At 66.6% G+C, this 25209-nt stretch carries 23 protein-coding genes and 3 tRNA genes; 15 read left to right on the forward strand and 11 right to left on the reverse strand.

Annotated elements, in window-relative coordinates; translation table 11 throughout:
* Positions 1 to 12 precede the first annotated feature (12 nt).
* Positions 13 to 723 (forward strand): 2-C-methyl-D-erythritol 4-phosphate cytidylyltransferase, encoded by a 711-nt coding sequence (gene ispD, locus ABIC51_RS04995; protein ID WP_059233911.1) that lies wholly within the window; start codon positions 13 to 15, stop codon positions 721 to 723.
* Between the two features lie 28 nt (positions 724 to 751).
* Positions 752 to 1237 (forward strand): 2-C-methyl-D-erythritol 2,4-cyclodiphosphate synthase, encoded by a 486-nt coding sequence (gene ispF / locus ABIC51_RS05000; protein ID WP_021160386.1) that lies wholly within the window; start codon positions 752 to 754, stop codon positions 1235 to 1237.
* 132 nt (positions 1238 to 1369) lie between these two features.
* Here ispF and ABIC51_RS05005 read toward each other — a convergent pair whose 3' ends face one another.
* The 4 genes from ABIC51_RS05005 to ompR form a co-directional block, all read right to left on the reverse strand.
* Positions 1370 to 1897, reverse strand: a complete 528-nt coding sequence (locus ABIC51_RS05005) for a carboxymuconolactone decarboxylase family protein (protein WP_011352388.1) — start codon at positions 1895 to 1897, stop codon at positions 1370 to 1372.
* A gap of 76 nt (positions 1898 to 1973) precedes the next feature.
* Positions 1974 to 2522 carry a peroxiredoxin gene (locus ABIC51_RS05010; protein WP_006478563.1) on the reverse strand — a complete coding sequence of 183 codons (549 nt, stop codon included), beginning with the start codon at positions 2520 to 2522 and terminating at the stop codon, positions 1974 to 1976.
* 189 nt (positions 2523 to 2711) lie between these two features.
* On the reverse strand, positions 2712 to 4073 hold the full coding sequence (locus ABIC51_RS05015; protein WP_027787146.1) for an ATP-binding protein: 1362 nt from the start codon (positions 4071 to 4073) through the stop codon (positions 2712 to 2714).
* 40 nt (positions 4074 to 4113) lie between these two features.
* Positions 4114 to 4848 (reverse strand): osmolarity response regulator transcription factor OmpR, encoded by a 735-nt coding sequence (gene ompR, locus ABIC51_RS05020; protein WP_006478565.1) that lies wholly within the window; start codon positions 4846 to 4848, stop codon positions 4114 to 4116.
* 258 nt (positions 4849 to 5106) lie between these two features.
* Here ompR and ABIC51_RS05025 point away from each other — a divergent pair, with 258 nt between their 5' ends.
* The 3 genes from ABIC51_RS05025 to ABIC51_RS05035 all read left to right on the forward strand — a co-directional run bounded on the left by ABIC51_RS05025 (position 5107) and on the right by ABIC51_RS05035 (position 8304).
* Positions 5107 to 5385, forward strand: a complete 279-nt coding sequence (locus ABIC51_RS05025; protein WP_011352385.1) for a hypothetical protein — start codon at positions 5107 to 5109, stop codon at positions 5383 to 5385.
* 140 nt (positions 5386 to 5525) lie between these two features.
* Positions 5526 to 7028 carry a DUF1800 domain-containing protein gene (locus ABIC51_RS05030; protein ID WP_175899056.1) on the forward strand — a complete coding sequence of 501 codons (1503 nt, stop codon included), beginning with the start codon at positions 5526 to 5528 and terminating at the stop codon, positions 7026 to 7028.
* Positions 7029 to 7095: 67 nt separating this feature from the next.
* Positions 7096 to 8304, forward strand: coding sequence for a DUF1501 domain-containing protein (locus ABIC51_RS05035; RefSeq protein WP_027787148.1), 1209 nt, complete (start codon positions 7096 to 7098; stop codon positions 8302 to 8304).
* 13 nt (positions 8305 to 8317) lie between these two features.
* Here the strand turns inward: ABIC51_RS05035 and hpnD are convergent, their stop codons facing one another.
* Positions 8318 to 9151 carry a presqualene diphosphate synthase HpnD gene (gene hpnD / locus ABIC51_RS05040; RefSeq protein ID WP_146252809.1) on the reverse strand — a complete coding sequence of 278 codons (834 nt, stop codon included), beginning with the start codon at positions 9149 to 9151 and terminating at the stop codon, positions 8318 to 8320.
* A gap of 235 nt (positions 9152 to 9386) precedes the next feature.
* On the opposite strand from hpnD, the gene ABIC51_RS05045 reads away from it, so the two are divergent.
* Together ABIC51_RS05045 and ABIC51_RS05050 are read left to right on the forward strand one after the other, a co-directional pair.
* Positions 9387 to 9473: transfer RNA gene (locus tag ABIC51_RS05045), tRNA-Leu, on the forward strand.
* Positions 9474 to 9497: 24 nt separating this feature from the next.
* On the forward strand, positions 9498 to 9965 hold the full coding sequence (locus tag ABIC51_RS05050) for a hypothetical protein (RefSeq protein WP_226128706.1): 468 nt from the start codon (positions 9498 to 9500) through the stop codon (positions 9963 to 9965).
* 103 nt (positions 9966 to 10068) lie between these two features.
* Here the strand turns inward: ABIC51_RS05050 and ABIC51_RS05055 are convergent, their stop codons facing one another.
* The 4 genes from ABIC51_RS05055 to ABIC51_RS05070 all read right to left on the reverse strand — a co-directional run bounded on the left by ABIC51_RS05055 (position 10069) and on the right by ABIC51_RS05070 (position 13815).
* On the reverse strand, positions 10069 to 10299 hold the full coding sequence (locus ABIC51_RS05055; RefSeq protein ID WP_021160392.1) for a hypothetical protein: 231 nt from the start codon (positions 10297 to 10299) through the stop codon (positions 10069 to 10071).
* A gap of 113 nt (positions 10300 to 10412) precedes the next feature.
* On the reverse strand, positions 10413 to 11522 hold the full coding sequence (locus ABIC51_RS05060) for a histone deacetylase-like amidohydrolase (RefSeq protein WP_175899058.1): 1110 nt from the start codon (positions 11520 to 11522) through the stop codon (positions 10413 to 10415).
* 16 nt (positions 11523 to 11538) lie between these two features.
* Entirely contained in the window at positions 11539 to 12747 is a 1209-nt protein-coding gene (locus tag ABIC51_RS05065; protein WP_175899066.1) for an MFS transporter, read from the reverse strand.
* Between the two features lie 21 nt (positions 12748 to 12768).
* Positions 12769 to 13815 carry a porin gene (locus tag ABIC51_RS05070; protein ID WP_175899069.1) on the reverse strand — a complete coding sequence of 349 codons (1047 nt, stop codon included), beginning with the start codon at positions 13813 to 13815 and terminating at the stop codon, positions 12769 to 12771.
* Between the two features lie 302 nt (positions 13816 to 14117).
* On the opposite strand from ABIC51_RS05070, the gene ABIC51_RS05075 reads away from it, so the two are divergent.
* The gene (locus ABIC51_RS05075; RefSeq protein WP_060358428.1) at positions 14118 to 15263 is read left to right on the forward strand and encodes a helix-turn-helix transcriptional regulator; all 1146 of its coding nucleotides are present in this window, start codon (positions 14118 to 14120) and stop codon (positions 15261 to 15263) included.
* A gap of 98 nt (positions 15264 to 15361) precedes the next feature.
* Positions 15362 to 16360 (forward strand): 2-dehydropantoate 2-reductase, encoded by a 999-nt coding sequence (locus ABIC51_RS05080; RefSeq protein ID WP_027787155.1) that lies wholly within the window; start codon positions 15362 to 15364, stop codon positions 16358 to 16360.
* Positions 16361 to 16539: 179 nt separating this feature from the next.
* Here ABIC51_RS05080 and ABIC51_RS05085 read toward each other — a convergent pair whose 3' ends face one another.
* Both ABIC51_RS05085 and ABIC51_RS05090 read right to left on the reverse strand, forming a co-directional pair.
* Complete coding sequence (locus ABIC51_RS05085; RefSeq protein ID WP_021160399.1) at positions 16540 to 16989, reverse strand: MarR family winged helix-turn-helix transcriptional regulator; 450 nt, start codon at positions 16987 to 16989, stop codon at positions 16540 to 16542.
* A gap of 62 nt (positions 16990 to 17051) precedes the next feature.
* On the reverse strand, positions 17052 to 18197 hold the full coding sequence (locus tag ABIC51_RS05090; RefSeq protein WP_060206004.1) for a glycerate kinase: 1146 nt from the start codon (positions 18195 to 18197) through the stop codon (positions 17052 to 17054).
* Positions 18198 to 18583: 386 nt separating this feature from the next.
* On the opposite strand from ABIC51_RS05090, the gene tig reads away from it, so the two are divergent.
* The 6 genes from tig (at position 18584) to ABIC51_RS05120 (ending at position 25159) form a co-directional block, all read left to right on the forward strand.
* The gene (gene tig / locus ABIC51_RS05095; RefSeq protein ID WP_027787157.1) at positions 18584 to 19930 is read left to right on the forward strand and encodes a trigger factor; all 1347 of its coding nucleotides are present in this window, start codon (positions 18584 to 18586) and stop codon (positions 19928 to 19930) included.
* Positions 19931 to 20070: 140 nt separating this feature from the next.
* Positions 20071 to 20724, forward strand: coding sequence for an ATP-dependent Clp endopeptidase proteolytic subunit ClpP (gene clpP / locus ABIC51_RS05100; RefSeq protein WP_010092137.1), 654 nt, complete (start codon positions 20071 to 20073; stop codon positions 20722 to 20724).
* A gap of 163 nt (positions 20725 to 20887) precedes the next feature.
* The gene (gene clpX / locus ABIC51_RS05105; protein WP_006489345.1) at positions 20888 to 22159 is read left to right on the forward strand and encodes an ATP-dependent Clp protease ATP-binding subunit ClpX; all 1272 of its coding nucleotides are present in this window, start codon (positions 20888 to 20890) and stop codon (positions 22157 to 22159) included.
* Positions 22160 to 22356: 197 nt separating this feature from the next.
* Positions 22357 to 24780, forward strand: a complete 2424-nt coding sequence (gene lon, locus ABIC51_RS05110; protein WP_011352361.1) for an endopeptidase La — start codon at positions 22357 to 22359, stop codon at positions 24778 to 24780.
* A gap of 203 nt (positions 24781 to 24983) precedes the next feature.
* Positions 24984 to 25059: transfer RNA gene (locus ABIC51_RS05115), tRNA-Val, on the forward strand.
* Between the two features lie 23 nt (positions 25060 to 25082).
* Positions 25083 to 25159: transfer RNA gene (locus ABIC51_RS05120), tRNA-Asp, on the forward strand.
* Positions 25160 to 25209: the final 50 nt, after the last annotated feature.

A 25209-nucleotide genomic window follows, 5' to 3' on the forward strand; every position in this document is an offset into this window, starting at 1 on the left:
GCGTTTCCCTTCGTGACTCCCCGACTTTTCGCCCTGATTCCCTGTGCCGGCACGGGCAGCCGTTCCGGTTCGGCCGTGCCGAAGCAATACCGCACGCTGGCCGGCCGCGCGCTGCTGCACTACACACTTGCCGCGTTCGACGCGTGCAGCGAATTCGCGCAGACGCTCGTCGTCCTCGCGCCCGACGATTCCCATTTCGACGCGCGCCGCTTCGCGGGCCTGCGCTTCGCGGTGCGCCGCTGCGGCGGCGGCTCGCGCCAGGCGTCGGTGCTGAACGGGCTGCTCGAGCTGGCCGAATTCGGCGCGACCGACCAGGACTGGGTGCTGGTGCACGACGCGGCGCGCCCGGGCATCACGCCGGAGCTGATCCGCACGCTCGTCGCGACGCTGAAGGACGATCCGGTCGGCGGCATCGTCGCGCTGCCGGTTGCCGATACGCTCAAGCGCGTGCCGGCCGGCGGCGACGCGATCGCGCGCACCGAGTCGCGCGACGCGCTGTGGCAGGCGCAGACGCCGCAGATGTTCCGCATCGGCATGCTGCGCGAGGCGATCCTGCGCGCGCAGCGCGAAGGGCACGACCTGACCGACGAAGCGAGCGCGATCGAATGGGCCGGCCATACGCCGCGCGTCGTGCAGGGCAGCCTGCGCAATTTCAAGGTCACGTACCCGGAGGATTTCGCGCTCGCGGAAGCGATCCTCGCGCGCCCCGCGAACGCCTCCTGATTTTCACCCCCTCTCAATCGGAACACGCATGGATTTCAGAATCGGACAAGGCTACGACGTGCACCAGCTCGTCGAGGGGCGCCCCCTCATCATCGGCGGCGTGACGATTCCGTACGAACGCGGCCTGCTCGGCCACTCGGACGCGGACGTGCTGCTGCACGCGATCACCGACGCGCTGTTCGGCGCGGCGGCGCTCGGCGACATCGGCCGCCACTTCTCCGACACGGACGCGGCATTCAAGGGCGCCGACAGCCGCGTGCTGCTGCGCGAGTGCGCGGCCCGCATCAAGGCGGCCGGCTTCACGATCCAGAACGTCGACAGCACCGTGATCGCCCAGGCGCCGAAGCTGGCACCGCATATCGACGGGATGCGCGCGAACATCGCGGCCGATCTCGGGCTGCCGCTCGATCGCGTGAACGTGAAGGCGAAGACGAACGAAAAGCTCGGTTATCTCGGCCGCGGCGAAGGGATCGAGGCGCAGGCCGCCGCGCTGCTGGTGAAGCAGGGCGGTTGACGGGGGGCAGCGGCATCGCGCGGTTCGCCCCGCGCGATGCCGCGGCAATGAAAAATGCCACGCGTCGGCGTGGCATTTTCGTTTGAAGCCGGCGCCGCGCCCGGCATTGCTGCCGGCGCGGAACGCAACCGCTTATTCGCCTTCGGCGGCGATCACCTGCGCGGCGGCGTTGATCACCGATGCGATACGGCCGACGTCGCGCAGCTGCGTGACGGTCATCCCTTGCTCGTTCTTCAGCAACGCATAGTGCGACTTCACGCAGAAGTGGCACTTGCCGACGATCGACGCGGCGAGCGCGTACATCTCGAACTTGCGCTTGTCGACGCCGCCGTGCGTCGCGTACGCGCCCATCCGCAGTTCGGCGCGTTGCGTCTTCAGGTCGGCGTCGTCGGCCATCTCGACATACGGATACCAGGTGTTGTTCATCCCCATCAGCGCGGCCGCCGTCAGCACGGCATTCGTCTCTTCGGGCGACAGGACGCCGGCTTCGCGGATCGTCTTGATGAGTACCGTGCTCTTCGCCGCGATCGCCGCCGCCAGCGCGACGCCGACCGCGTCGGTGCCTTCGAGCGACGAGCGCGAGATCGTGCCGTCGAGGTTCAGGCGAATGTCCTTCGCGTAGTCGGGAATACGTGCCTTAATCGAATCGATGAATTCCATTGATATCTCCTATGGGTTGGCCGTTAAAAAAGCCCGCAGGCAGGACGTGCGCCGCGGGCTTCGTGCATCGATGCGCTTACAGCGTTGCGCCGCCGACTGCACGGTTGCACGGGCAGAGTTCGTCCGTTTGCAGGCCGTCCAGAATCCGCAGGACTTCTTCCGGGCTGCGGCCGACGTTCAGGTTGTTCACCGAAACGTGCTGGATCGTGTTGTCCGGATCGACGATGAACGTTGCACGCAGGGCCACGCCGGCTTCCTTGTCGCGCACGCCGAGCTGGTCGATCAGCTCGCCCTTGACGTCGCCGAACGAGTAGTGGTTCAGCTTGTCGAGGTCCTTGTGCTCACGGCGCCATGCGAGCTTGACGAATTCGTTGTCCGAGCTGCCGCCCAGCAGGACGGCGTCGCGCTCTTCGAACTGCTTCGTGAGCTTTGCGAATTCGACGATTTCCGTCGGGCACACGAACGTGAAGTCCTTCGGGTAGAAGTAGATGATCTTCCACTTGCCCGGGAACGACGCTTCGGTGACGGTCTCGAATGCCGACTGGCCGTTTTCTTCGTGGTTGTTGAAGCCCGGCTTCGCGGCCACGACGGTGAAAGCTTCGAGTTTATCGCCAACGGTTTTCATGCGGATACTCCTGTATGAGTTGGGAAGAAGACTGAGTCAAGCTACCTCGGTGCTGCAACGATGGTGTGACAGCATGGGCGAGACTGTAACACTATTAGTAAGGCGCTTCAATAGATTTTGACTAACGCCCTCCATAGTTTTTTTCAACCGGATCGATAGTGTGAAGGGCGGCAGGCGTACGCGAGCGCGTCACGCCGTCGCACGTGCCTTGCCGGCGCCGGGGAATTCGAGCGTGACTTCGAGGCCCGCGTCGGGGCTGCGGTTGCGCAGGCGCAGCGCACCGCGATAGCGGCCGACGAGGCGCAGCACGATCGCCATCCCGAGCCCCGTGCCGTCCGCCTTGGTGCGCGCCGTGTCGACGCGATAGAACGGCCGCATCACGAGCGGCAGCTGGTCCTCAGGGATGCCGGGGCCCTCGTCGCTCACCGACAGCTCGACGCGCGCGTGCGTCACGCGCGTCTCGAGCGTGATGCGCGACACGCCGTCGTCGCGGCTCTGGCCGTATTTGCGTGCGTTTTCGACGAGGTTGCCGATCACGCGGCGCATGTCGGTCTCGTCGGCTTCGATCACGGCGTTCGGCGCGAGCCGCGTGCGGATCTCGACGCCGTCCTCGCCCGACACGCGCGCGGCGACTTCGTGCGCGATCGAGGAGAGGTCGACCGGCTCCGGCTTGCGCTGGGTCGGACGCGCGTAGTCGATGAAGGCCGCGATGATGCGATCCATTTGCTCGATGTCGTCGACCATCGCGTCCTTGGTCGCCTGGTCGGACGGGCTCATCTCGGTCTCGAGCCGCAGCCGCGCGAGCGGCGTGCGCAGGTCGTGCGAGATGCCCGCGAGCATCAGCGCGCGATCGGCCTCGAGCTGCTCGAGGTCGCGCACCATCTGGTTGAAGCTGCGGTTGGTGTCGGCCGCGACGCCCATCCCGCGTTCGGGCAGCGGGTCGGGCGCCTGCCCCGAGCCGACCTGGCGCGCGACGAGCGCGAGCCGCGAGAACGGCCGGTTCACGAGGCTGGTGATGAACGCGGAGCCGAACAGCGACAGCGCGAGCGCGAATAACCCCCAGCCGGCCCACTGCAGGCCCGTGACGTTGTCGAGCTGGTCGCGGTCGAGCGCGACCCAATAATCGTCGTCGTCGATCTTGAAGCTGATCCACACGCCGGGAATGTCGTTGACCGACTGCGCGATCACGGTATCGTCGCCGAGGCGGCTGCGGATGTCGTGTTCGATCAGGCGGTTCAGCGATTCGTCGGGCTGCAGCTTGAACTTGTCGGTCTTTTCGCGCGGGTACACGCGCACGCCCTCGTTGCTCTCGAGATCCTGCAGCAGCGCGCGCCGCAGGTCGGGATCGGAATAGAGCAGGGCGGTGCGCGTGAGCTTCACGACCGCGACGAGCTGGAGAGCCACGCGCTGCGCGCGCGGCTCGCGCTCGATCACACGAAAGCTCTGGAACCACGCGGCGAGACTGACCGAGATCAGCAGCGCGATCAGCAGGAAGGTGCGCCAGAACAGCCCGCCGAACGCGAGCTGCAGGAGGCGCCGGTCGATACGCATGGGACGGGCCGTGGGCGGGCGAAACCGGAAAGGAAAAAGATCAGGCGGCGCCGTCCGGGATGAACACGTAGCCGAGGCCCCAGACGGTCTGGATGAAACGCGGGCTGCCCGGATCCGGTTCGATCAGCTTGCGCAGGCGCGAGATCTGCACGTCGAGGCTGCGGTCGAACACTTCGTATTCACGGCCGCGCGCGAGTTCCATCAGCTTCTCGCGCGACAGCGGCTGGCGCGGATGGCGCGCGAATACCTTCAGCACCGAGAATTCGCCGGTCGTCAGTGGAATTTCCTGGCCGGATTTCGTCAGTGTGCGGGTCGCGAGGTTCAGCGAGAACTCTCCGAACTCGAACACCTCGGTGGTTTCCGACGGTGCGCCCGGCAGCTCGGCCGGCGCCTGGCGGCGCAGCACCGCATGAATGCGCGCGACGAGCTCGCGCGGGTTGAACGGCTTCGGCAGGTAATCGTCGGCGCCCATCTCGAGGCCGACGATGCGATCGACGTCCTCGCCCTTCGCGGTGAGCATGATGATCGGCGTGCGGTCGTTGCTGCCGCGCAGGCGGCGACAGATCGACAGGCCGTCTTCGCCCGGGAGCATCAGGTCGAGCACGAGCAGGTCGAAACGCTCGCGGACCCAGAGCTTGTTCATTGCGGTTGCGTTTTCGGCGACGTAGACATTGAAACCCTGCTCGCCGAGATAGCGGCGCAGCAGATCGCGCAGGCGCGGGTCGTCGTCGACGACGAGAATCTTGGAGGGGTTTTTCGTTTCCATGATCGGCATCTTATCGCGAATGGGAATTGACGCACGGCCGCGTATTTTCGTGCGTTACAGTCGGTTACAAAATTTACCCGTAGTGTCGCGCCGAGTAAAGGCAGGCTATATAGATTCCTTTACTCGAAGCCGAAATTCGGTAGATACTCCCCTGCACTCCATCATTCATCTTTGCACACCCGAATTCCGCAGGGTTTTTCAAGTACCAGAGGTAACCGGTTGCCGCGTGACGAAGGGAACAAATCGACCAAAGAAGCGAGGACGGTCATGCGATCTGCCCGGATTGCACTGATGCTGACGATCGCGCTCGCCGGTCCGTATGCGTCGAACTTCGCGTATGCGCAGCGCCCCGAGCAGGGCGCATCGTCGCGCAAGCTGCCGCGCGGCAAAGCGCCGCAGTCCGATCGTACCGCCGAGATGACGGTCCGTTCCGCCGTACCTCCCGATCTCGAACAGCGCCGCCGCGACGGGCACATGACGCCCGAGGAGCGCCACCTTTTGCGCCAGCACATCGAGGACGCCGTTCGCGAGCTGTACAAGCGCTGACGCGCCGTCTTTCGCCCTGCGGATTACAACGCGATACATCGCGCGGAAAAGATTCGTAGCAATTTTTCCGTCAACTTTCGCCTGCCGATTGCCGTTGTACCGGCATCCGCACCGCCGGTGCGCACCGGGAGTCCATGACGATGAAAGCGAACGCTGCCGCACCGGCGCCGTCGCCCGCCATGCAGTCGCCGCTCGACGCCGACGACGCATTGTTTTTCCTGAGCCGTACCGGTTTTTCTCCCGCGCCCGTCGATGTCGCGCGCATCGTCGGCATGACTCGCGCGCAGGTCGTGGCCGACACGCTCGGCAGTGTTCGGCGCGAGCCCGTCACGACGTGGCCGGACTGGATCGCCGAGTTGCCGCCGACGCGCGCGCAACGCCAGGCGCTGACCCCCGACATGCGGCGCGACGAGCAGCGCGAGCGCAATGTCCGCTACGATGCGCTGCGCGCGGCCTGGGTCAACGAAATGATCGTCACGCCGTCGCCGCTGACCGAGCGCATGACGCTGTTCTGGCACGGGCACTTCACGTCGGGGCAGGACAAGGTGCCTTACCCGCAGACGATGGCCGCGCAGAACGCGCTGTTTCGCCGCGAGGCGCTCGGCAACTTCGGCGTGCTGCTGCACGCGGTCGCGAAGGATCCGGCGATGCTTCAGTATCTCGACGGCGCGAGCAATCGCAAGGGCCGCCCGAACGAGAACTTCGCACGCGAGGTGATGGAACTGTTCACGCTCGGCGAAGGGCATTACACGCAATACGACGTGACCGAAGCCGCGCGCGCGATGACGGGCTGGACGGTCGATCCCGACACGCTGCGCTTCGAGGTGCGGCCGGAATGGCACGATGCGGGCGACAAGACGATCCTCGGCGAAACGGGGCCGTTCGACGGCGACGGCTTCCTCGACATCCTGCTGAAGCAGCCCGGCACCGCGCGCTTCATCGCCGGCAAGCTGTGGCGCGAGTTCGTGTCGGATACGCCCGATCCGGGCGCGCTCGATGCGGTGGCCGAGCGGTTTCGCGCGAGCGGCTACGACATTCGCGCGGCGCTCGCCGCGCTGTGGTCGACCGACGCCTTCTGGGACCCGCGCAATCGCGGCGTGCTCGTCAAGTCGCCGGCGGAATTCGTCGTCGGCTCGGTGCGGCTGTTCGACGTTGCGTACGGCGATCCGCAGATGCTTGCGAACACCGTGCGCACGCTCGGGCAGAACCTGTTCTATCCGCCGAACGTGAAGGGCTGGCCGGGCGGCGCGCTGTGGATCAACAGCACCACGCTGCTTGCGCGCAAGCAGTTCGTCGAGCAACTGTTCCGCGCGACCGAGACGGCCGGCATGCACCCGCCGGCGCGTGCGATGGTGCCGCCGCCGAATGTCCGCGCGCACGCGACGCCGGTGGTCGATGCGGCGTCCGCCGCCGGCATGCGCGCGGCGCCTGCCAGGCCCGCGCGCGGCGGCCTGCGTTTCGACCTCGAACGCTGGCTCGCGCAATATCGCGCGCGGCCGCAGGCGATCGCGGGCTTGTCGACCGAGCTTCAGTTGCAGCACGCGGTGCTGCAGCTTTCGCCGGTCGCGGCGATCGACACGGATTCGACCGGCAGCGCGTATCTCGAGGCGCTGCTGATGGATCCGGCCTATCAACTGAAATGATTCGAACGACGATGAAGCGGGGAACCGGTGCGGCAAAGGTGCCGGGCGGTGAACCAAAGGATGCGCGATGAACCGACGTGATTTTCTGACGCTGACGGGCGCCGCGGCCGCAGCCGGCGTGTCGCTGTGGCAGGCGCCCGCGATGGCTGCGACCGGACGTCAGCCGGCGGCAGGGTATGCGAACGTGCTGATCCTCGTCGAGCTGAAGGGCGGCAACGATGGCCTCAACACGGTGGTGCCGTATGCCGATCCGCTGTATTACCAGTTCCGGCGCAGCATCGGCATCAAGCGCGAGCAGGTGCTGCAACTCGACGCGCACACGGGGCTGCATCCGTCGCTCGCGCCGCTGATGCCGCTGTGGCGTGACGGGCAGGTCGCGGTCGTGCAGGGCGTCGGTTATCCGCAGCCGAACCTGTCGCATTTCCGCTCGATCGAGATCTGGGATACCGCGTCACGCTCCGACCAGTACCTGCACGAAGGCTGGCTCACGCGGACGTTCGCGCAGGCGCCGGTGCCGCCCGGGTTCGCGGCGGACGGCGTCGTGCTCGGCAGCGCCGAGATGGGGCCGCTCGCGAACGGCGCGCGCGCGATCGCGCTCGTCAATCCCGCGCAGTTCATCCGTGCGGCCCGCCTCGCCGAGCCGTCGTCGCTGCGCGAACAGAACCCCGCGCTCGCACACATCATCGACGTCGAGAACGACATCGTGAAGGCCGCCGACCGGCTGCGCCCGCGCGGCGGGATGCGCGAATTCCGGACGGCTTTTCCGGCCGGCGCGTTCGGCACGTCGGTGAAGACTGCGATGCAGGTGCTGGCCGCGTGCGAAGCGTCCGGGCCCGGCGCGCAGGATGGTGTCGCGGTGCTGCGCCTGACGCTCAACGGCTTCGACACGCACCAGAACCAGCCGGGGCAGCAGGCCGCGCTGCTCAAGCAGTTCGCGGAAGGGATGAGCGCGATGCGCGGCGCATTGATCGAACTCGGGCGCTGGAACCAGACGCTCGTGATGACGTATGCGGAATTCGGGCGGCGCGTGCGGGAGAACCAGAGCAACGGCACCGATCACGGCACGGCCGCGCCGCATTTCGTGATGGGCGGTCGCGTGGCCGGCGGGCTGTACGGCGCACCGCCGGCGCTCGGGCGGCTCGACGGCAACGGCAACCTGCCGGTCGCGGTCGATTTCCGCCAGCTTTATGCGACCGTGCTCGGGCCGTGGTGGGGGCTCGATGCGACGCGCGTGCTGCAGCAGCGCTTCGACACGCTGCCGTTGTTGAAGGCGTGATGCGTCGTGACGTTCAGCGGCGGCGCGCGGCGCGCCACGCGATCCACAGCTTGCGGATCGGCGTCAGTGCAATGCGCTGGTGCAGCACCTGGTAGTCGTCGCGCTCGATTTCGTCGAGCAGCGCGCCGGCCAGTGCGATCTGCGCGCGCAGCGTGCGCTGTGCGCGGCGCCCGGATGCGGGGATCGCCGCTTCGGCGGCCGCAAGCGCTTCGCGCGCCCGTGCCGTCTGGAATTGCAGCAGCTCGGTGAACGCGGGGCTGTAGCGACGGTTCAGCAGGTCGGCCGCCGTCACGTTGTAGCGCTGCAGTTCGTCGATCGGCAGGTAGATGCGGCCGTGGCGCGCGTCGTTGCCGAGTTCCTGCACGAACTGCGCGAGCATCAGCGCGCGCCCGGCGTCCGCGGCCCACGGCTGCGGGTCGGCGGGGTTCGCCGAACTGGCGCGCGCGACCAGCGACGCGAAGGTGCCGCCGACCTGCGCGATGTAGCGCTGCAGATTCGCGAAATCGAGGTAGCGCGCCTGTTCGAGATCCATCCCGTAGCCGTTGACGAGCGTGCGCAACGCGTCGGCTTCGGCGGTGATCGCTGGGTGATGCTGCGCGAGCGCCTTCGTGACCGGATGCGACGGCTGTCCGTCGGCCAGCGCCGCGAGTTCCTTGTGCCACCACGCGAGCTTCGTGTGTCCGACGGTCGGGTCGCTGGTTTCCTTGACGGTTTCCTCGAGTTCGCGGCGCAGCGCGAACAGCGCGGTCAGGCGCGGTTGCGTGGCGAGCGGCGCCTGACGCAACGCGTAGTAGACGCTGGAGCCCGCAGGGGCGGCCTTTTGCTGACAGTAGACGTCGAAGTTCACGGGCGGAATCGTGTGGGGGCGGGTTCGGGGGACGCGCGGCGGCGCGGTGCCGAAACGTCGAGCGCGGCATTCTAGCACCGCCGCACGACGGGTGCCGGCGGGGCGAGACAACGCCGCCCGGATCGGGTAGAATCTCGCGCTCGCCTGATCGGGCGTGCCGGCTCGAGGCCGGCGCGATGTCCCGGGCGCGCGGCAACACATCTTGCGTGCCGCGTAGTCAGGCGACAGAAAATGCGCGTGAGTGGCGAAATTGGTAGACGCACCAGGTTTAGGTCCTGACGCCCGCAAGGGTGTGCCGGTTCGAGTCCGGCCTCACGCACCAGAAGTCGAACATGCACTCGTCGGGGTGCTGTTCCCGAAAAAGCGCTGCCGGTCGGCTGACCGCAGCGCTTTTTTTGTTGATGCCTGTCTTGTTCGCGGACGTGCAGCCCGTACGAGGAGCGCACCCTCAAATTCGGCCGCATGTAATATCGTCAGCGCGATCGAATACGAGAAGTACGAGAACACCGAGGGGCCACCGATGAAAAACACCGTACGCATCCCGATTTCCGTTCTGGCGCTGATGCTGGCCGCGCCGGCGCTTGCCAATACACCTGCCGACAACGTCGCGTGGAGCGCCAGACCGGTGCACGCGGCTGCATCGACGTCGGCGTGCTCTGCGTACTCGGGGCGGGTGATGGCGGGCGGCGAGTCGCTGTCGACCGAAAACGTGCTGAAAGCGCTCGGTACGTCGCTGGCCGGCGCCGTGCTGGGCGCCGTCACCGGTGGGTATCAGGGCGCGGTCTCCAATCCGTGCCCGCGTCCCGGCCTGTGACCGGCGCGCAGGCGAGTCGAGCGGCTCGCCGCGTTATCCGGAACAAGCCCGACGAAGCGCCGCGCGTCACCCGACGCGCGGCGCTTCGCCGTTTCAGGCGCGTCTATTCCCAGAAACTCCGGATTGCAACCGCCACGATCACCGGCACCGAAAAAACCAGCGGGATCGCGAAATACTGCGCCTCGCGATCGACGATCCAGCTATAGATCACCCACGCCGCGCCGAGCGCGAACGTGATGAGGCCGACCGTCACGGCGGCGATGTTCAGGGCCAGTTTCGAAGGCTGGCGGCGCGTCTTGGCATCGTCATTGTTGTCGCGCGGGGACGATTTCATCGGAAGAGTACGGCTTCGGGCCGGAACGGGAATAAAGGCACAGGAGACCCCATCCGCTCCGATCGCGCAAGAGGGCCGCCGCCGGCCGGCCCCGGCGCGTTCGTCAGCGCGCATTACAACCCGAACGACGCCGCCAGTTCGTCGAGCAGCCCGCGCTGGAACGCGATGAACCGCTCGCCCGGCTGCTGCGCGATCGCGAGGTCGAGCATAGGATCGGCGACGTCGGTACGAATGCCGGCCAGTTCCTCGACGATCGCGAGCCCGCAGAACGGTACGTATGCCTCCGAATAGCCGCCTTCGTGAACGATCACGAGCCGCCCGCCGCAATGGCGCTGCGCGGCATCCTTCACCGCACGCGTCATGAACCGATAGCTGGCGGTATGCAACTGCATGCGCGCGAGCGGATCGACCGCGCTCGCGTCGAGGCCGCTGGCGACGAAGATCAGCTCGGGCCGGAAACGCGCCAGCGCCGGCAGCACGATCCGCTCGAACGCGTAGCGATAGGCATCGTCGCCGCTGCCCGCGAGCAGCGGCACGTTCAGGTTCGCGCCGACGCCCGCGCCTTCGCCACGATCGTCCGCGCCGCTATAGCCGGGCGGGAAGCAGCGGTCCTGGTGCAGCGAGATCGTCAGCGTGTCCGGATCGTCGTAGTAGATCGACTGCGTGCCGTTGCCGTGATGCACGTCCCAGTCGATCACCGCGACGCGCTCGACGCCGTGTTTCGCGCGGGCGGCCTCGATCGCGATCGGGATGTTCGCCAGCATGCAGAAGCCCATCGGGCGATCGCGCAGGCAGTGGTGACCGGGCGGCCGCGACAGCGAAAACGCGTTGGCCGCGCGCTCGCCGACGACCGTATCGACGGCCGCGATCGCAAGGCCGGCAGACAGCGCGGCGATCTCGTAGCTCCCTTTGCCGAACGGCGCGAGATCGCCGAGGTCGCCGCCGTTCGCGTCGCTGAGTGCGCGGAACGCGTCGAGATAGTGCGCGGGATGAATGCGCAGCAGGTCGGCGGTCGTTGCCGGTTCGGCGCCGCGCAGGTCGAGCTGCGCGGCCAGGCCCGAGGCCTGCACGAGCGACAGGAAACGGCGCTTCGAATCGGGCGATTCCGCGTAGCCCGCGCTCGACGGCGGCTGGACCCAGCCGCCGACCGGGAAGAACAGCGCATGCGTGCCGCCGGTGTGCCAGAAAGTGCGTTCGTCGGTAAAAAAGGCAGTGCGATTCATGGATGTGCGAGACCTGTCACGGTTGGGAGGAAACGGAGGCGTGCGTGCGGCGATCGATGTGGCGCAGCGCGGCGAAAGACACGATCGCGACGGCCGTCGCGATCGTGAACAGCGCGTGCATCGTGCCGCCGGCGTCGAGCATCAGCCCGGCGAGCAACGGGCCGGCAGCGAGGCCGGCGCCGATCACGAAATTGAGCGTGGCCACGAGGCGGCCCGACGTATCGATCTGCGCGACGGTCGCGAGGATGAACGGCAGGACGAATGTCCACGCGAACTTGAACGCGAAGATCGCCGCGCTGTAACCGCCGGCTTGCCGCATCACGGCGAGCGCGACGAGCGAGGCCGCCAGCAGCGCGTAACCGGCCGTCAGCATGGCGCGCCGCGCGAGCCGGCCGCCCGCGCACGACGCGAGCGCCGCGCCGGCGATGCCCATCACGCTCGCGATCGCGAGTACGTTGCCGGTCGACTGCGGATCGAGCCCGGCTTCGGCCGCGGCACGGCTCGCGAACGTCCACACGCTGCCGATCGCGAGATAGAACGTCAGTACCGCGCCGATCGCGAGCACGATCAAGCCTTGCGGCGTCCGTGCCGCCGCGCCGCGCGCGTGTTGCGCAGGCGCGGTTCGCGCGCCCAGCGATGACGGGAAGCCGCGCGACAGCGGCGCGGCGAGCAGCGCGAGCCCGGCGAGCGCGACGTACAGCGCGCGCAGCCCGAATGCCGCGAACACGTGCGGCAGCACGAACAGGCCGATCGCGCCCGCGATCAACTGGCCGACGACCCACAGGCCGTACACGCGGTCGTTGTTCTCGCTCGTTGCGGCGCTCGTCATGCAGAGCACCATCAGCGAACCGCCGCCGAGCGCGGTCACGGCGCGCAGTGCGAGCAGGGCGACGAAGCCCGGCATCCACAGCGCGGTCAGCAGGTTGCCCGCGCCGAACAGCGCGATGGCGAACGCGGCCACGCGGCGTGCGTCGATGCGACCGAGCCACAGGTACGACGGCACGGTCGCGAGGCTGAACGCGCCGAGTTCGACGAAGAAGTAGGTGCCGATCTGCGAGGCGGACAGCCCGAGCTGCGTCGCGAGCTGGCCGGCGACGGCGGGCGCCACGAGCAGCAGCAGCGGCGTGATGGCCGCGAACACGACGAGCGCGACGAGCGTCGAGCGCGCGAAGGCCGATGCGCGGCCGTCGGGCGGGAGTGCGGCATCCGAGGACAGGGTTTTCATGGCGGGGTCTCGTGTGGGGAATCAGAACAGGTGGTACATGCCGACCATCGCGCCGAACTGCGATGCGCCGGCGAGCGGCGTCGGGTCGTATTCGTAGACGGTCTGCGAACTCTGGCCGCTGTTGCGCGCATAGCCGAGGTTCACGTAGGCGACGGTGCGTTTCGACAGCGCATACGTGGTGCTCGCGATGAACAGCGTCGGGTGGCCGATGGCCGGCGCGCGCGAGTCGGTGTGGTAGACGCCCGCGTTCAGGCCGATCCCGTTCGGTGTCAGGTAGCGCGCACCGCCCCAGACGATCGTGCGCGCGGCGTCGAGGTCGCCGGTCAGGCGTTCGACACCTGCATAGACGATGAGCGGCAGCGCGGCGAACGCATAGCGTGCGGCGAGCGTGCCGAGTTCGCGGCGGCGCGCCGACGTGTCGTCGGCCGCCGATACCTCGCCGTGTGCCTGATGCAGCACCGCGCTGACCGACAGGCCGTTGCTCGTGTACTGGCCGCCGAGTTCGAGTACGCGTCCGGCGCGCGTATTGCCGGCGACGCCGGACGTCGCGGCAAGCGCCTCGACGTCGAAGCCGGCGAACGTCGGCGACTGGTACTTGACGGAGTGGTCGATGAAGTTCGCGTTCATCGGCACGATGACGCCCTGGCCGCTGTACGACGCATACCAGAGCGGGTCGTAGAACAGCGTCTTGTCGAACAGCACGCTGAACTGACGGCCGAGCGTGACGGTGCCCGCGGGCCCGGCGATGCCGACGTACGCGCCGCGGAAGAACGCGTAGCCGGGCGCGGTCGCGGTGCCGTCGTTGAGGTTGAGGCCCTGTTCGAGCTTGAACAGCGCACGCCAGCCGCCGCCGAGATCCTCGTTGCCCTTCAGCCCGACCTGAGAAGGCAGGATGCCGTAGTTCTGCAACTGCACGGCCGAACGGCGCCCGTCGGCATGCGTCAGGTATTGCACGCCGGCATCGAGCGCGCCGTACAGCGTGAGGGTCGACTGCGCATGCGCGCCGGCGCCGCACGCGGCAAGCGTCGCGACGGCCGCGGCCGTGCGGATGAAGCGGGGTTTCGTCACGTGGGGTTCTCCATACCGTCCTGCATCGGTTTGTCGTTGGTGTTGTCGCGACGCAGTGTCCGCAGCGGGAAAACCTTCGAACAGTCGTACAGATGAACGGTGCGGAAAACCCGAGGTGCGCGGCATGGTCGCGACGCGCTGGCGTCGCGCGGCGTGCTGGGGAGCAGCAACGTGCCGCGCACCGTTCAAATGGATGGGGCTGGCGCCGGTTCCGGCACCGGGGCCCGTCAAAAAAGCCGGTCGCTATAATCGGCCGGTGTCGTTGCGCACGTCAGCAGCCCGATCGGGCAGGGGAGCGGAAGGTGAGGATCACGACGGATATCGGGCAGGATCTCGAAGCGCTGCGTGACGTGCCGGCAGCCATCGTGCTCGACGACTTCGCCTGGCCGCCGCTGCCGTCCCGGCGTGCGGATTTCGACGGCGTCACGCGCGGCGATGCATCGCAGCGCGAACTCGGGTTGATGCTGCTCGACCTGTACGCGGTTGCCGCGCGGTCCGGCATCGGCGAATTCGAATACCGCTTCTTTTCGCTGCTGCAGGCGCTCATTCCGTTCGACGCCGCGTGGACAGGCGTCGCGACGCATGTGCCGACCGGCCCGGTGATGCACAACAGCTTCCTGTACCGTCTGCCGCACGCGTTCTTCAGCGACTGGAAGCGCGTGCGCGATTGCGACCCGCTCGCGCACCGCACGCTGCGCGGCGCACACGGCCATGCGGTGCGGCTGTCGGTCGTCGAGCCGGGGCTCGATGCACGGTTTCGCGACTGGTGCGTGAAGTACGGGCTCGCGCAACTGATGTGCGTGTGCACGCTCGATCGCCGTTTCGGCCTGACGACGTTCATGTCGATCTACCGTCAGGGCCTGAACCGCCCGTTCAGCGATGACGATGCACGCCGTTTCGAGGAAGTGATTCCGCATCTCGCGGCGGCGCTGACCATCAATCGCGCCGCGCAGCTCACGCGCGAGCGCGGCGATGCGGTTGCGCCGGCCGCCCGCGCGTTGTGCGACAACTTCGGTGTGCTGCATCACGCCGATCATGGTTTCGACGACGTGCTGCGCACCGAATGGCCGGCATGGGCCGGTGCACGCGTGCCGGAGCCGCTCGTTGCGCACCTGCGGCGCCAGCCGGGCCAGGCGTTCGTCGGCGATGCGTTGCGGATCCAGTGCGTGCCGGTTGCGGGGCTGTTCCAGATCGAGGCGCGGCCGCGCTCGCTGCTCGACCGCCTGAGCCCGCGCGAGCTCGCGGCGATCCGCTATTACGGCGCCGGGCGCTCGCACAAGGAAGTCGCGCAACAGATGGCGATTTCGCCGACGACCGTGCGCCACTACCTGCGCTGCGCGTACCGCAAGCTCGGCATGCACGACAAGAGCCAGATCGCCGGCGTGCTCGGCGCGACGGGCGGCGCGGCCGACGACGAACCGGTGGAAGCCGGCGGCGAGCCGCGCTGACGCATGCGAACGCCGTGCGTCGCACGGGGCGCGTGAATGGTTGTGCCCGCAACCATTGAGCGTTATGCTCGTCAGCTCCCAGGAGACGGAATTCCATCATGAACGACACGAATTCAGGGTCGGTGCGCGCGGCGGTGGTCGGGGTCGGCGCGATCGGCGGATTGCTCGCGGCCGCGTTGTCGCGGGCCGGGATGACCGTGAGCGCGTACGCGCGCGGCGCGACGCTCGACGCGCTGAACGCGCACGGCGTGCGCGTGATCGACGAGGCGGGCACGTCGTCGTCGGTTCCGGTGCGAGCGAGTGACGATGCGGCCGCGCTCGGCGTGCAGGACTACGTGGTGATCGCGCTGAAGGCACAGGCACTGCCGGCATTGGCCGCGCGCATCGCGCCGCTGGTCGGGCCGGACACCGTGATCGTCGCGGCGATGAACGGGCTGCCGTGGTGGTTCACGCACGGGCTCGAAGGTGCGCTCGACGGGGTGCCGCTCGACGCGGTCGACCCGGCCGGCGCGGTGTCGGCGGCGTTGCCGCCCGCGCAGGCGATCGGGTGCGTCGTCCACCTGTCGTCGAGTACCGACGCGCCGGGCGTCGTGCGCCGCGGGCGCGGCAACCGGCTGATCGTCGGGGCGCCCGATGCGCGGCTCGATACGGCCGCTGCCCGGTTTGCCGCGGCGCTCGCGGCGGGCGGTTTCGACGTCGAGTCGACGCCGGCGATCCGGGCCGAGATCTGGACGAAGCTGTGGGGCAACATGAACATGAATCCGCTGAGCGCGCTGACGGGGTCGACGGCCGAGCAGCTGCTCGACGATCCGTTCACGCAGGGTCTCGCGCTGCGGATGATGGAGGAGGCGGCCGCGATCGGCGCGAAGCTCGGCCTGTCGACGGGGATGAGCGGGCCCGAGCGGATTGCGGTCACGCGCAAGCTCGGTGCGTTCAAGACGTCGATGCTGCAGGATTTCGAGGCGGGCCGCGCGCTCGAGATCGGGCCGATCCTCGGTGTGTTTCCCGAGCTCGGGCGCAAGCTCGACGTGCCGACTCCGTATTGCGACGCGGTGCTCGGGCTGCTGCGCCAGCGGGCGACGAACAGCGGGCTATAAGTGCGGGAGGGCCGCTGCATGCGCGATGCCGGCGACGTGGCGCGCTGCAATCCCGTTGCCGCGCGCAGCGCATCACGCAAAGCGGGCCGCCCGCGTCGCTGATGTGGCGACCGGGGCGGCCCGTCGAATTCATCGGATCAAATCGGATCGATACCGCGGGCGTCGTGCCCGCGTGCCGGTCAGTCGTCCCGCTCGATCGCGTGCGCGACGACCTTGTCGAGCAGCCGCTCGAATGTCTGGCGTTCGCTGTCGGACAGGCATGCGAGCAAGCCATCGTTCCACTTGCGCACGATCGGCATGATCTTGCGATGCAGCGCGCGGCCGTCGGCGGTCAGCGCGATCAACACGATCCGGCCATCTTCCTCGCTTGCGCTGCGTTCGAGCAGCCCCTGGCGCAGCAGCGCTTCGGCTGCCCGGCTCGCCTGGCTCTTGTCGAGATTGGTGTGGCGCGCCAGATCCATGATCGAGAACGGGCCGAAGGCGCCGACGGCGGCGATCACGCGCGCCTCGGGCAGCGAGATGTCGAGCTTGTGCCGGTACACCTCGCCGATCCCGCGGTCGGATCGCTTCGTGAGCGCGTGGAGGCGATAGGTCAGAAACTGATCGAGCCCGGCTTGACGGCCTTTCATGTCGAATCCTGAAGAAAAAGGGCGGGCCCGATTGTTCCTGTATCGCGCGCTCGGGTCAACGGTCAGTGTGCGCCGTACTTCAGGCGTGTCAATTGCTCCGCTTCGTTCGCGAGCAGATTGGCCGCGTCGCGGATCGCGACGTCGAGCGTGATCGGCCCGGGAGCCGGCGAGAAGCAGCCGGAAAAATGTTCGGACAGGCGCGGCAGCGCGGCCGGGTCGACCGCGCCGGACAGCAGCGACGCGGGCACGCCCGCGGCCTGCGCGTGGCGGCACGCGATGAACGGCGCCTTGCCGTGCAGCGTTTGTACGTCGGAGCGGCCTTCGCCGGTGATCAGCCAGCCCGCGCCGGCGAGCGCCGCGTCGAGCCCGACCTGCCGCGCGACCACCTCGGCCCCCGCTTCGAATTGCGCGCCGAGCATGTGCAGCGCGAATCCGAGGCCGCCCGCGGCACCGGCGCCCGGCAGGTCGCGGCCGCGACGGTCGAGCGCGCCTTCGAGCAGGTCGGCGAAGCGGGCGAGTGCGGCGTCGAGGGTGGCGACCTGCTCGGGCGTCACGCCCTTTTGCGGGCCGAATACGGCGGTTGCGCCGTGCGCGCCCGTCAGCGGGTTGTCGACGTCGGACATGCCGATGAATTCGGTTTCCTTCAGCCGTGGGTCGAGCCCCGACGCGTCGACGCGCGCGATGTCGGCGAGCCGCGACGGCACGGGCTCGACCGGCTGGCCGCCCGCGTCGAAGCACTGCAGGCCGAGGCCTGCGAGCAGCCCGGCGCCCGCGTCGTTGGTGCTGCTGCCGCCCAGCGCGACGAAGAAGCGGCGCACGCCTTCGTCGAGCAGCGTGCGGACCGCCTCGCCCATCCCGCGCGTGCTGCGCGCGTCGACCGGCACGCTCATGCCGACCGGGTCCGTGATGCCGACGATCTCGGCCGTTTCGACGATCGCGGTGCGCGCGTCGATCACGCCGACCGCCGCGTCGCGCGCCGCGAGCGACGCACCGGCTACCCGCAGCGTGCGCCGCGTGCCGCCGCCTGCCAGCATCGCGTCGAGCGTGCCTTCGCCGCCGTCGGCCATCGGGCAGCAGCGCACGACGGCGTCGGGCCGGGCGCGGCGGATGCCGGTGGCGATCGCGTCCGCGACCTGCTCGGCGGAAAGCGAGCCTTTGAACGAATCGGGCGCGATGACGACGACAGGCGCGGACGGGTGTTGCGGCATGGTGTCTCCGGAAGGCGTGATTGGTGTGAAGAATATTGGGGCGCGACGGCGGTGCACCTCATTCGGAGCTTACAGGATGGCGGGCCCGTGGTGGATACGCCATGCGGCATAGCGGCGATCCGCGCGCATTGCCGTGCGAAGGGCTGCCGGCGCGGTGCGGACGCACGCGCGTCGCGCCGATCTGGCGGTGTGAGGAAAATTGTTTGCTAGAATAGTCGATTCTTCCGGCCAAAGCCGTGCTCCGAGCCGCTTGCGCTAGCCATTCGGCGCGTGCAGGGATGGCGTGGCGCTCCGGCGCGGCGAGTGTATGTGACGCACATCACGCCGCAGGCAGGCACGGCAAGGAAAACCCGATTCGCTCGAATAATTTTAGGACGATTGAAGCCATGGCTAACGTTGTTGAGAACCTCGGCAAGCTTGAACGCCGCGTGACGATTTCCCTGCCGAAAGACACCGTGCAGAAGGAAATCGACGCCCGTATCCAGAAACTCGCGAAGAACGTGCGCATGCCGGGTTTCCGCCCGGGCAAGGTGCCGCTGAAGATGGTCGCGCAACAGTACGCGGGTCAGGTCGAAGCGGAAGTGCTGAGCGACAAGATCGGCCAGGAATTCTTCACGATCAGCCGCGCGGAAAACCTGCGCGTCGCCGGCCAGCCGAGCTTCGAGCCGAAGCAGGAGCAGGCTGAAGATGCATACGCGTTCGACGCGACGTTCGAGGTCTACCCGGAAGTCAAGATCGGCGATCTGGCGACGGCTGAAGTCGAGCGCTCGACGACGTCGATCGGCGACGCCGAAATCGACCGCACGCTGGACATCCTGCGCAAGCAGCGCGTGCACTTCCACGCACGCGGCGAAGCCGGCGAGCACGGCGACGGCGGCGCGGACACCGCAGCGAAGAACGGCGACCGCGTGACGGTCGACTTCGTCGGCAAGATCGACGACGTCGCGTTCCAGGGCGGCACGGCCGAAGATTTCCCGTTCGTGCTCGGCGAAGGCCGCATGCTGCCGGAATTCGAAACCGCGGCGCTGGGCCTGAAGGTCGGCGAAGCGCGCACGTTCGACCTGAAGTTCCCGGACGACTACCACGGCAAGGACGTGGCAGGCAAAACGGCCCAGTTCACGGTCACGATGAAGAAGATCGAGTGGCCGCACCTGCCGGAAATCGACGGTGAATTCGCGAAGTCGCTCGGCATCGAAGACGGCGATCTCGCGAAGATGCGCGCCGAGATCAAGGAAAACCTCGAGCGCGAAGCGAAGCGCCGCACGCAATCGATCGTCAAGAACCAGGTGATGGACGCGCTGCTGAAGATCTCCGAACTCGACGTGCCGAAGGCGCTGATCGAGCAGGACCAGCAACGCCTCGTCGAAATGGCTCGCCAGGATCTGGCGCAGCGCGGCGTGCCGAACGCGAAGGACGCACCGATCCCGGCCGAGATGTTCACCGAGCAGGCAGAGCGCCGCGTGAAGCTGGGCCTCGTGCTGGCCGAGCTGGTGAAGTCGAACGGCCTCGAAGCGAAGCCGGAACAGATCCGCGCGGAAGTCGACGAGTTCGCGAAGAGCTACGAAGACCCGAAGGAAGTGGTCCGCTGGTATTATTCGAACCAGCAGCGCCTCGCCGAGATGGAAGCGTTCGTCGTTGAAAGCAACGTCGTCGATTTCGTGCTGGGCAAGGCGAAGGTGACGGACAAGGAAGTGAGCTTCGAAGCACTCGCGAGCGCATCGGCGCAAGCGTAAGTGTTGCTCTAGCGGCGTGCCGGCTGTCGGAGCGACGGCCCGCACGCCGTTTTTACGTCAAGCGCACGGTTGCCATTAATATGGCGATTGAGCGGGCGGCTTCCTTCCGTTCAATTTTCCATTCGAACAAGGTTCATTGAATGATCACTCGCGCTGAATTGCTGGACATGCTTGCTTCGAACGCGCCGCAAGGTTTCGAGGCGCAAGCGCTGGGGCTGGTGCCGATCGTCGTCGAAACGAGCGGCCGCGGCGAGCGTTCGTACGATATCTATTCGCGTCTCCTGAAGGAGCGCCTGGTGTTCATGGTCGGCGAAGTGAACGACCAGACCGCCAACCTCGTGGTCGCGCAGTTGCTGTTCCTCGAGAGCGAGAATCCCGACAAGGACATCAGCCTGTACATCAACAGCCCGGGCGGGTCGGTGTCGGCCGGCATGGCGATCTACGACACGATGCAGTTCATCAAGCCGGACGTGTCGACGCTGTGCATGGGCCTCGCGGCCAGCATGGGCGCGTTCCTGCTCGCGTCGGGCGCGAAGGGCAAGCGTTTCGCGCTGCCGAACTCGCGCGTGATGATTCACCAGCCGCTCGGCGGCGCACGCGGCCAGGCATCGGACATCGAGATCCAGGCGCGCGAAATCCTCTACCTGAAGGAGCGGCTGAACCAGTTGCTCGCGCAGCACACGGGCCAGGACGTCGAACGCATCGCGCGCGACACCGACCGTGATAACTTCATGTCGAGCGAGGATGCGAAGGCGTACGGGCTGATCGACCAGGTGCTGCTGAAGCGCCCGTGAGCTTAAGTGGGGTGCCGCCCCGATTCGTGCGGCGCCCTGCGACTTCCCGAACGCCCAGAGCATCTGCGGCAAGCGCATCCGGTCGGCTCCGGTCGCGCCCTAGGCGCGGTGCCCGGAGCATTCGGCGTATCATGTCATTTACCTGTCCGGAGGCTCTACATTCATGGCGGACAAAAAAGGTTCGAACAGCGAGAAGCTGTTGTATTGCTCGTTTTGCGGAAAAAGCCAGCATGAGGTGAAAAAACTCATCGCGGGTCCGTCGGTGTTCATCTGCGATGAATGTATCGACCTCTGCAACGAAATCATTCGCGACGAGGCGGCTGCCGCCGGCGTCGAGGCCAGCCTGTCCCGGTCGGATCTGCCGAGCCCGCAGGAAATTCGCGACATCCTCGATCAGTACGTGATCGGCCAGGAGCGCGCGAAGAAGATCCTCGCGGTGGCCGTGTACAACCACTACAAGCGCCTGAAGCATCTCGACAAGAAGGACGACGTCGAGCTGTCGAAGAGCAACATCCTGCTGATCGGCCCGACGGGCTCCGGCAAGACGCTGCTTGCGCAGACGCTCGCGCGGTTGCTCAACGTGCCGTTCGTGATCGCCGATGCGACGACGCTGACCGAAGCCGGCTACGTTGGCGAGGACGTCGAGAACATCATCCAGAAGCTGTTGCAGAACTGCAACTACGAGGTCGACAAGGCCCAGCGCGGGATCGTCTACATCGACGAAATCGACAAGATCAGCCGCAAGTCGGACAACCCGTCGATCACGCGCGACGTGTCGGGCGAGGGCGTCCAGCAGGCACTGCTGAAGCTCGTCGAGGGCACGATGGCGTCGGTGCCGCCGCAGGGCGGCCGCAAGCACCCGAACCAGGATTTCATCCAGGTCGACACGACCAACATCCTGTTCATCTGCGGCGGTGCGTTCGACGGTCTCGAAAAGGTGATCACCGATCGTACCGAGAAAACCGGTATCGGCTTCGGTGCGACGGTCAAGAGCAAGCAGGAGCGTGACGCGGGCGAAGTGCTGCGTGAAACGGAGCCGGAAGACCTGATCAAATTCGGTCTGATCCCCGAATTGATCGGCCGCCTGCCGGTGGTCGCGACGCTCGGCAAGCTCGATGAAGCAGCGCTGATGAAGATCCTGGTCGAGCCGAAGAATGCGCTCGTCAAGCAGTATCACAAACTGTTCGCGATGGAGCGCGTCGAGCTGGAGATCCGGCCGGGCGCGCTGCAGGCAGTCGCCCGCAAGGCGATCCGCCGCAAGACCGGCGCGCGCGGTTTGCGTTCGATCATCGAACAGGCGTTGCTCGACGTGATGTACGAGCTGCCGACGATGAAAGGGGTCAGCAAGGTCATCATCGACGAAAACGTCATCGATGGCGACGGCAAGCCTTTGCTGATCTACGAGGACACGCCGAAGGTGGCGGGTTCGAACTGACCGGCTTGCCGACGATGTTCTGCGAAAAAGGCCGTTCATGAGTCCGTGGGCGGCTTTTTTTCGTTTATCTTGTGGGTAACTCTGACTCGACTCGCGGTGGTTACTTTCTTACCGAATATTTCCCGCACTTGAAGGCTTGCAATTCGTTGTGGCGGCCTCAATTACCGAACAATTGATTCCACTCATGGGGAAATGAAATGTCAGGCACCCAACTTCTTCCGCCGGAACGCATCACGCTCCCGCTGCTGCCGCTGCGGGATGTCGTCGTTTTCCCGCACATGGTCATTCCGCTCTTCGTGGGCCGGCCGAAATCGATCAAGGCCCTCGAAGCAGCGATGGAAGGCGGCAAGCACATCATGCTTGTCGCCCAGAAAACCGCGGCCAAGGACGAACCGACCGAAAAGGACATGTACGAGGTCGGTTGTATCGCCAACATCCTGCAGATGCTGAAGCTGCCGGACGGCACCGTGAAGGTGCTCGTCGAGGGCCTGCAGCGCGCGAAGGCGTTGTCGATCGAAGAGCAGGAAACGCAATTCTCCTGCGAAGTGATGCCGCTCGAGCCCGATCACGCCGACAGCGCTGAAACGGAAGCGCTGCGCCGCGCGATCGTGTCGCAGTTCGACCAGTACGTGAAGCTGAACAAGAAGATCCCGCCGGAGATCCTCACGTCGCTGTCGGGCATCGACGAAGCCGGCCGCCTCGCCGACATGATCGCCGAGCGCCTGCCGCTGAAGCTCGACCAGAAGCAGCACATCCTCGAGATGTTCCCGGTCATCGAGCGCCTCGAGCACCTGCTCGCGCAGCTCGAAGCCGAGATCGACATCCTGCAGGTCGAAAAGCGCATCCGCGGGCGCGTGAAGCGCCAGATGGAAAAGAGCCAGCGCGAGTACTACCTGAACGAGCAGGTCAAGGCGATCCAGAAGGAACTGGGCGAAGGCGAAGAGGGTGCGGATCTCGAGGAGCTCGAGAAGCGCATCAACGCCGCGCGCATGCCGAAGGAAGCGAAGAAGAAGGCCGACGCCGAGCTGAAGAAGCTGAAGCTGATGTCGCCGATGTCGGCGGAAGCCACCGTCGTGCGCAACTACATCGACACGCTGATCGGCCTGCCGTGGCGCAAGAAGAGCAAGGTCAACAACGACCTGTCGAACGCCGAGCAGGTGCTCGACGAAGATCACTTCGGCCTCGAGAAGGTGAAGGAACGCATCCTCGAGTATCTCGCGGTGCAACAGCGCGTGGACAAGGTCAAGGCGCCGATCCTGTGCCTCGTCGGGCCCCCGGGCGTCGGCAAGACCTCGCTCGGCCAGTCGATCGCCCGTGCGACGAACCGCAAGTTCGTCCGGATGGCGCTCGGCGGCGTGCGTGACGAAGCCGAGATCCGCGGCCACCGTCGTACGTATATCGGTTCGATGCCGGGCAAGATCCTGCAGAGCCTCACGAAGGTCGGCGTGCGCAATCCGCTCTTCCTGCTCGACGAAGTCGACAAGATGGGCATGGATTTCCGCGGCGATCCGTCGTCGGCGCTGCTCGAGGTGCTCGATCCGGAACAGAACCACACGTTCGCCGACCACTACATCGAAGTCGACTTCGACCTGTCGGACGTGATGTTCGTCGCGACGTCGAACTCGCTGAACATCCCGCCGCCGCTGCTCGACCGGATGGAAGTGATCCGTCTGTCGGGCTACACGGAAGACGAGAAGGTCAGCATTGCCCAGCGTTACCTGCTGCCGAAGCAGAAGAAGAACAACGGGCTGAAGGAAGGCGAGATCGAGGTCACCGAGCAGGCGATCCGCGACATCATCCGCTACTACACGCGCGAAGCCGGTGTGCGTTCGCTCGAGCGGGAAGTGTCGAAGATTTGCCGCAAGGTCGTGAAGATGCTGCTGCTGAAGAAGGCATCGGGCGCGATCAAGGTCGACGGCGAGAACCTCGATACCTTCCTCGGCGTGCGCAAGTACGACTTCGGCCTCGCGGCGAAGGAAAACCAGGTCGGTCAGGTGACGGGCCTCGCGTGGACGGAAGTCGGTGGCGATCTGCTGACGATCGAAGCCGCGGTGATGCCGGGCAAGGGCAACGTGATCCGTACGGGTTCGCTCGGCGACGTGATGAAGGAGTCGGTCGAGGCGGCACGTTCGGTCGTGCGCTCGCGTTCGCGGCGTCTGGGCATCAAGGACGAAGCGTTCGAGAAGCAGGACATTCACATCCACGTGCCGGAAGGTGCGACGCCGAAGGACGGTCCGTCCGCCGGTGGAGCGATGACGACCGCGCTGGTGTCGGTGCTGACGGGTATCCCGGTGCGTGCCGATGTCGCGATGACGGGCGAAATCACGCTGCGTGGTGAAGTCCTGCCGATCGGCGGCCTGAAGGAGAAGCTGCTCGCAGCGCATCGCGGTGGCATCAAGCTCGTGCTGATCCCGGAAGAGAACGTCAAGGATCTCGCCGAGATTCCGGACAACGTGAAGAACGCGATCGAGATCGTGCCGGTCCGCTGGATCGACAAGGTGCTTGAACTCGCGCTCGAGCGTTCGCCGACCCCGCTGCCGCCGGAAGAAGAGGCGAAGGCGGCGGCACCGGTCGCCGATGCGGCGAAGGATGCCGGCTCGACGGAATTCGTCAAGCACTGAGCATCGGAGCGCCGTTCGTTCTGACAGTTGTTCACGAAACCCGCGGCCTGGCCGCGGGTTTTTTATGCGTCCCGGAATCGTATGCGCGAGCGTGAAAAATATTCGTGCCGGGGCTTGGCAAAATGATCTGGGATGAATTAAACTTGCGGGCTCGCTGGTTGTTGATGCCGAAACGCAGATCGCAGCCAGAACGAATCGGAAACGGGTGCTTAGCTCAGCTGGTAGAGCGGCGCCCTTACAAGGCGTAGGTCGGGGGTTCGAACCCCTCAGCACCCACCAGTTTCCTGATTCAGCCAGACCAAGGAGCGGTAGTTCAGTCGGTTAGAATACCGGCCTGTCACGCCGGGGGTCGCGGGTTCGAGTCCCGTCCGCTCCGCCAAACAAACAACAATGCCCGCCTCGTGCGGGCATTGTTGTTTTTGCGTTCGG

This window comes from Burkholderia sp. 572 (assembly GCF_040545135.1).
GTDB lineage: Bacteria > Pseudomonadota > Gammaproteobacteria > Burkholderiales > Burkholderiaceae > Burkholderia > Burkholderia cepacia.